The following is a 7,222-nucleotide window of genomic DNA, read 5'->3' as shown; positions in this document are numbered from 1 at the left end:
TGCAGGTTGTGTTTGATCGAAAATAGGATTTCTGCTAAAAATATAGCAAAGGTAATCTGTTTCTGATTACCTTTGCATCAAAATTAGCATAAATTGAAATTTTGAAAAATACCAATAGTTCGTTTTTATTTCCAATTGCATATAAAATATATACAACTAACAACGAAAATAAACTAATAAGCAAAAAAGCAACAAAAAAATTCAATCTCAATTGAGGTTTTTTCGTTTTAGCTTCTTTATCCATCGGATTTCGTCGAGGCTTGTCGGACAGATTTTTTGAACCTGAATGAAACGAAGTGTTAGCGTAGTGATTGAACGGCTTCAAATAAATCGGACGATGTGCCGCAGACGAACTAAACAGCAAGAAATTTAGCAGTATTCAAAATAAAAGGGGCAGACAAGAACTTAGTCGTACCGAACTACGTCGTACGGTTGGTTTTTGTCTGCCTGTTTTCTTTACCTAAATCGGATTGGATACTTTGAAAATTAAATTGCATTTATTTTGTATGAAAAAAGTAGTGTTCTCGGACGAATTTCATACCCTCACTTTCACACCCACCACTCTCTCCGCCGAATTATTCTCTTTTTGTTGAGATGTGGCAGTATTTTGTTTTACCTCGCTGTTATCTTCTTTTTTCAGCGAAAGAGCGATATTTCTGTCCAATTCGGCAACTTGCCGTTTCAGCTCTTTCAGTTCACCTTCTTTTTTCCAAGAAGTAGCAGCAACAGATTCATACACAGGAACTTTGGCACGTATTTGTTCCAACTCTTTGGTGTGGCTTTCAGTGATTCTCGGGATTTTCTCCAAGGCATTGATAAAGTTCATCCACGCCAATTTCGGGTCGTTTGCCAAATGACCGTTGTTATATGTGTAGTAGATGCTGCCGTTCCCCTTCACGAAAAAACGATTATCCACGAAATCGAAACTATCTTTTATCGAAGCCTCGCTCTTGACCGAAACCTGAAAACCGTATAACTCGCCGATAGGCAGATGTTCTCCTTTGGTACGAGCTTTGTCTTCGTACTCTTTCAGCCTTACGGCAACGGTTTTTATATCGGCATTTTCCGGTACGCCGTTTATTCGAAGCGGATTTTGATAGGTGCCGTCCTCGTTTTTCTTTACTTTCTGCTTAAACGTTTCAAAATCCGAATTACTCTCGTTTATCATCTTGGTATGAAACTCAATCGACATATTCACGCCTTCCAATTTAGACTTGGCTGTCTCCCGCTCATGTTGGAAGTTTCTGCGTTCACTCTCCAATGCCATTACTTTTTTATCTAATTTCGCTTTTTCCAACAGATCGGTATTACCCGAAAGCACTGCCACATATTCGCTGAAATTCATTCCGGTAGCTTCATCCATACTGCCTTCGTCAATACGGCGACTGCCCAACGAATTTGTTTTAAGCTGATTGATAAAAACCTGTTTGTTGTGCAACAAGTTAAACTTGTAGCTATCCAACGAACGTTCCACCGCATAGATAATAACATCTACGGTGTTGTCGGCAAAGCGTTTGGCAACTTCATTTCCTCTTCTTATCGCTCTACCGTCTCGTTGTTCCAACGCACTCGGCACCCACGGCGTATCCAAGTGGTGCACGGCAACGGCACGTTTCTGTGCATTCACTCCCGTACCGAGCATTTCGGTTGAACCAAACAGAACCCGAATATCGCCTCTATTCATCGCAGCTATCATCGCTTTTTTGGCATTCTCCGTTTTACATTCTTGAATAAAACGTATTTCGCTGCTCGGGATACCGTAATCTTCCGTCAGTTTTCGTTTTATTTCGCCATAAACATTCCACTCGTTCGGCTTATAAGTTCCCAAATCGGAAAAGACAAACTGTGTTCCCTTTTGAGCATCGTATTTTTGATAATAATCGTTTACCAACTTGGCACAATGTGAAGCTTTGTTGTCGATGTGGTCGGAAAATGAAGGGTCAATCATTCGCATATCCAAACTCATTTTACGTGCATAATCGGTAGCGATAAGCATTTTGGCTTTTTCTTCTCTTTCCGATAACGGTTCACGTCCCAAAATCGTGGCATCGCCCGTTTTGGCAAACTCCATCAACTTTTGGATAAAAACCTCTTGTTCCGGTGTGGGTGGAATGTTATGCAAAACTTCGTTCTTTTCGGGTCGGTCTATGCCAATATCTTTGGCGGTACGAAAATCACAAATCTCGCTGTAAAACGCTCCCAATTCAGGCACTTTAATAAAGGTGCGGAAACGCTCTTTTTGAATAATCTCGTTGGTAACGGAAAACTCATAATCGGTGCTTTTCTCGGCGAAAACGGCTGCCCACGCATCGAAAGTGCGAATACCCTGTTTCTCCAACGCTTGCGGTCGCAAATGCTTAAAAATCGAGTAAAGTTCCGTAAGCGAGTTGCTGATAGTAGTACCCGACAGAAAGGTCGCTCCAAGGTCTTTTCCCGAACGCTCCTGTATGGTGCGAATGGCAAATAACATGTTCAATGCACGCTGACTGCCTACCGGATTTCCTAATCCCGCAACACGATCATGTCGGGTGGTAAAAGTAAGGTTTTTGAATTTATGACTTTCATCTACAAACAGATGATCTATGCCCATACGTTTAAAATCCGTTACATTATCTTTCCGCTCGGCAATATCGTCCATGATAAGCGACAGTTTCACTTCCAAGTTGTTTTTGCGTTTTTCCAAACCTCTGAGCATTGCTCTCGATATCTCTTTACCCTGCTGACGCAGAACCTCCAAATTCTCTTCCACGGAATCAAGTTCCTGCTGTAAAATGGTTTGCTGTATTTCCAACGCTTGCGGTATCATTCCAAACTGCTCGTGCGTTAAAATTACGCAATCCCAATCGTTGTTTTTGATGTCGTTGAATATGCGAACACGGTTTTTGGCTGTAAAATCGTTCTTGCCCGGATAGAGAATACGTGCATTGGGATAAGCCTTACTGAATGTTTCGGCAATATCATACACATTGGCTTTTAGCCCGATAATCATCGGCTTGTTTGCCAATCCCAAACGTTTCATCTCGTAAGCTGCACAACACATTATCAGAGTTTTTCCCGCACCCACTTCGTGGTCGCAAATTCCGCCGCCGTTAGTTTTGAGCATCCATACGGCATCTTTCTGACTTTTATACAGATCGGATATGCCCAATCGTTTCAAGTCCAATCCGGGAAAACTTTGATGACTACCGTCGTACTCAGGACGAACAAAACAGTTGAACAGACGATTATAACGCTCCGCCAACTTGTTCTTAAACTCATCGGATTGTCGCGATAACCACTCCGTAAAATGCTCCCTTATCTCTTCAATTTTACTGTTTGCCAATTGGATGGTTTCGCCGTCCCGCACCTTTATTTGTTTTTCTTCTCCCGTTTTGGGGTCGATAACCATTTTTGACTTACTGATGTCGGGAATTGTGTTGTGTAAAGCATGCTTGGTCAGATTGATACCGTCGTAGGTGCGAAACTCTCCCTTTACGGCAAAAGCGTGGTAAATCTGCGGTGTTTTGCGGTCCGATTTCACGGTATATTCGTCAGCAGACGAGTTATAATGTATCGTTACATCGGTATCGAACAATTCCGATACGAACTTGGCATAAACACCTGACGGTATCCAACGCTCTCCAAAGTTAAAATCCAAATCGGCAAAAGGAACAGGCGTAGGTATGGCTTCCCGCAAAGCTTGCAAACTTGCTTTTACCGCATCATTTTCGCCGTTTCCCAATATCCATTGCTCTAAATTATCGGCTTTTTCAATCACATTTCCCGCGATAAATTTATCGGCAATCTGATAGCTGTTCTCTTCGGGTTGGTAATAGATACGACCTTCCAATTCCGAAAGAATTTCGCTCTCTTCCTTTTCGGGTAAAAGCGAACAGATATAAGGCAGATTGACATCGCCAAACTTATTGAGCGATGCCGAAAGAGCTTCCATAGGGTCGCTTGCACTCTCCAATTCTCCGACGGCAAAAGCAGTAGGACGATCGAAAATATCAGCTTTGATATATTTTTCGTCAAGGCTTCTTTCCAAAAAGAAAATCTCGCTACTGCCGCTATCCATTCGCAACAGTTCCGCATTCTTGCGACTGTTCAAATGTCCGTAACTGCTCACAAATCGGTCGTAAAGCGTGTTTAGGCGACTTCGCTGCTCCTTGTCCTCAACCGATTTACTCGCTTCGTAATCGTAAAGACGATGGTAAGTATCCCGAATATCAACATACAAACTCATTTTTGAGAGCTGAGCGTATGGCAAGTCAATGGGATTAAACTGCGGATTGGCTGAGTTTATACCCGACAAATAACCGATTTGTTTCCCTTGAACAACTACCGAACCGTCCCGCAAATGTTTACCAATAGCGGAAAGATAAGGACGTGACGATGCATCGAAAAGGGATTTGAGTTTTGTTTCCGGCTGCTCTGCTTTTTTTTTAGAAATCGGCTCATTCCACATTCCGGAAAACAGGTCAGGTTGCTTCGGCAATGCCTCTTTCTTTGCCCGACTTCCTCTGTTCCGAACGAGTTGTTTCGGTTTGGGTTTTATTGTCGGACTTGTTGAAAGATTGGAAACAGATGGTGTTACAGGGTTTGGCGTTGGCTTTACTTCTGCTTTACGTTGTTGCTCGATTTGATTAAAAGCTTCCACTTCACGATTCCATGCCGCTATCTCCTCCGGCGGGAAAAGTCCGAAATCTTCATCCATTGAAGTTGAAACTATCGGATGATGGTCTGCATCGAAATAGACCTGTTGGTCGTTCATTTTACGCGGTGCTTCCAAATCGGGACGTATTTCAAGCTCAGATTGGTTTTCAAATTGCGAGAAAAGTGTAAAAACGGGAACTCCGTCGGGTGCTTTTTCTTCCGGTGCAGGGATGGTTTCAACCTTTTCTGTTTCCGTAATTATTGGCTCATCGGATGTTTCTTCCGCTTTGTCAGGTTCAGGTTCTATAATTTGAATATCTTCGGCATGTGTATAATCTTCGCCGACATACTCTTTCAACTCTTCGATTTGCGATAATGCTTTCGGCTGAAAGTGAATATCTCGCTCGACACCCAAACCCATCACCTTTACCGACTGCATCTCCTCGATGGACATATAACCCAACTCCCACTCGTAACCCATCGTGGTAAGACCAAAACCCAATTTCTCTTTCGGGTCGTATTCCAACAGATACGCCGTGTAGGAACTCATCGGATGAAAATAACGTGCGTAAGCAATACGGTTACCCACCAACTCATTGTCGGTAGCATAAAGTCCGGGAAGTTGTTTTTGGATAGATTTGGGAACAAGGTTGTAAGCTTGCTGCTCTTCCGATTTTTCGGTTTCCTTTTCGGCAACCTCTTTCTTTACTTCCTGCTTGGGTTCTTCCAATCTATCCACGAGTGCAACACGATTGCCGCTTCGCACCAATAATGGAAGATATTGGTCTAATTGGTAATGATGAAAACTTGTGTAAGGTGTTCCCACTCGTGTTTCAAGTGGGACATCGCATACTTGTGAAACCGTTTCAGCTACTTTCCCGATGCTTTCGTAGTAATCGCCGTGTCGCATCAACACCAAAATGTTTTTATCCTCTTGTTTAGATAAAATCTCTTTTTGCAACTTTTGCAGTTCTTCTATCGGCAATTGGTCAGGATTAACAGTTTCGTCGATTTCGTTTTGCTGTGCAAGATTTTGTTCCATAGCGGGACTTACAGCATACACGCCTAAAATATCGCTTGTCGGGACAGTAATTAAACCTCTGTTTTCGCCTTTTTCATCCGCACTGATAACCGCTCGAACCGTATCGGTTTTCGTGACAGGCGGATTTTCGGTGTAAACCGCCATTGTTTCCGTTCCTAAAAAACGGATATGCAGCATATCGCCTTCTTGCAAATCTGAGATGTTCTTGTTTTCTTGAAATTGAGTTCGTTCCAACTCCGACAGTAACCACGGATTGCTGATGTGGGATGTAATCTCTTTTAAATGCAAATTTTCTTCATTGGATTGCCTTTCTTCTATATTTTGTACTATATCAATATCTTCATTACTCGCAACACCTGTTCGATAGAGTTGTTTATCCAATCTGTTATTTACATCGACAAAAAGCTTTCTTGTCAAATCATCAGCAATGCCGTCTATACCTTTTTCGTGGGTATAAACCCAACAAGGTTTGCCGTAAGGGTCGGTATCCATCGTTTTATCGGTAGCGACAAGACGACTTTTTACTTCATCGCTATCTCCCTCGAAAAGTGCGTTATGATGAAAGGCGATACTGAAACCATCGCCTTTGGGTACGCTGAAAGATTGAGTAAAAAGTTCTTCCGTTTTGTTTGCAATACCTTTTCCTGTCTGTTTTTGTAATACTATCAAATCACTTCCGACATCCGTTCCGGCATTTTCGCTAAACATCTTATCAGGCAGACGAAGTGCTGAAATAAGTCGGCTGTTTTCCATTAAATAACGACGGATTGGTTCGTTTTTGGGACTGTCCAACACGCCTCTTGAAGTGATAAAAGCCATTATGCCGCCTTCTCGAAGCGTATCCAATCCTTTCACGAAAAAATAGTTATGCACGGCTCGCGTAGAAACCTCCTTAATCGGGTCTTTGCCTTTGGCGTAGGCTCGGTCGTAAACCACCATATTCCCAAATGGAATATTGCTCGTAATCAAATCGAACGTGCCGTTTTTTTCGGCAGGAATTTCTTCAAACCCTTGAATATTTATATCCGTATTTTGTCTGTCTGACGACAATGCTCTCAGGATGCGTCCGGTTATTTTATCTTTCTCGAAAGCGGTTACTTGCGTATATGGTCGGGCAAAAGATTGTATGAATACACCCATTCCGGCGGAAGGGTCAAGCATCTTGTCAATGCGAATACCGGCATTGTCCAAAACATCAGCAATGGCATCGGTTATTCGCTTATCCGTATAAAACGAAGTCAAAACACTCTGTTTGATGCTGTTCCAAAAAAGATTAAACTCTTGACTGTTTACTGTGTTTTGACGGATAGTCTCTTTGAGTTCAGCCACTAACGGGAAAAGCTCTTTTTCGGATTCCGTCCATCGGTTCAAATCGGCTAATGTATCGGTAGGATTGAGCACGCATTTTAGTCCGCCGAAACCGTTGTATCGGGATAAAATTTCACGTTCGGCAGTTGTGGGTAAGCGATGCTCTTTTTCGATACGAAACAGGGTTCGTATCGCTTCGGTATTGGCAATAAGGGTCTGCCTTTTGTTGTAAGCCAT

1 protein-coding gene is annotated in these 7,222 nt (G+C 42.6%); it reads right to left on the bottom strand.

What is annotated here, in order from left to right; all coding sequences use genetic code 11:
- Positions 1-535 precede the first annotated feature (535 nt).
- Positions 536-7,222: a MutS N-terminal domain-containing protein gene (locus VYJ22_RS09015; protein WP_329903669.1), complete on the bottom strand. Its 6,687-nt coding sequence runs from the start codon at positions 7,220-7,222 to the stop codon at positions 536-538.

This window comes from Porphyromonas pogonae, assembly GCF_036320655.1.
GTDB lineage: Bacteria > Bacteroidota > Bacteroidia > Bacteroidales > Porphyromonadaceae > Porphyromonas > Porphyromonas pogonae.
The sequence above is the reverse complement of the archived record's forward strand: the minus strand, read 5'-3'. Positions and strand labels throughout refer to the sequence as shown.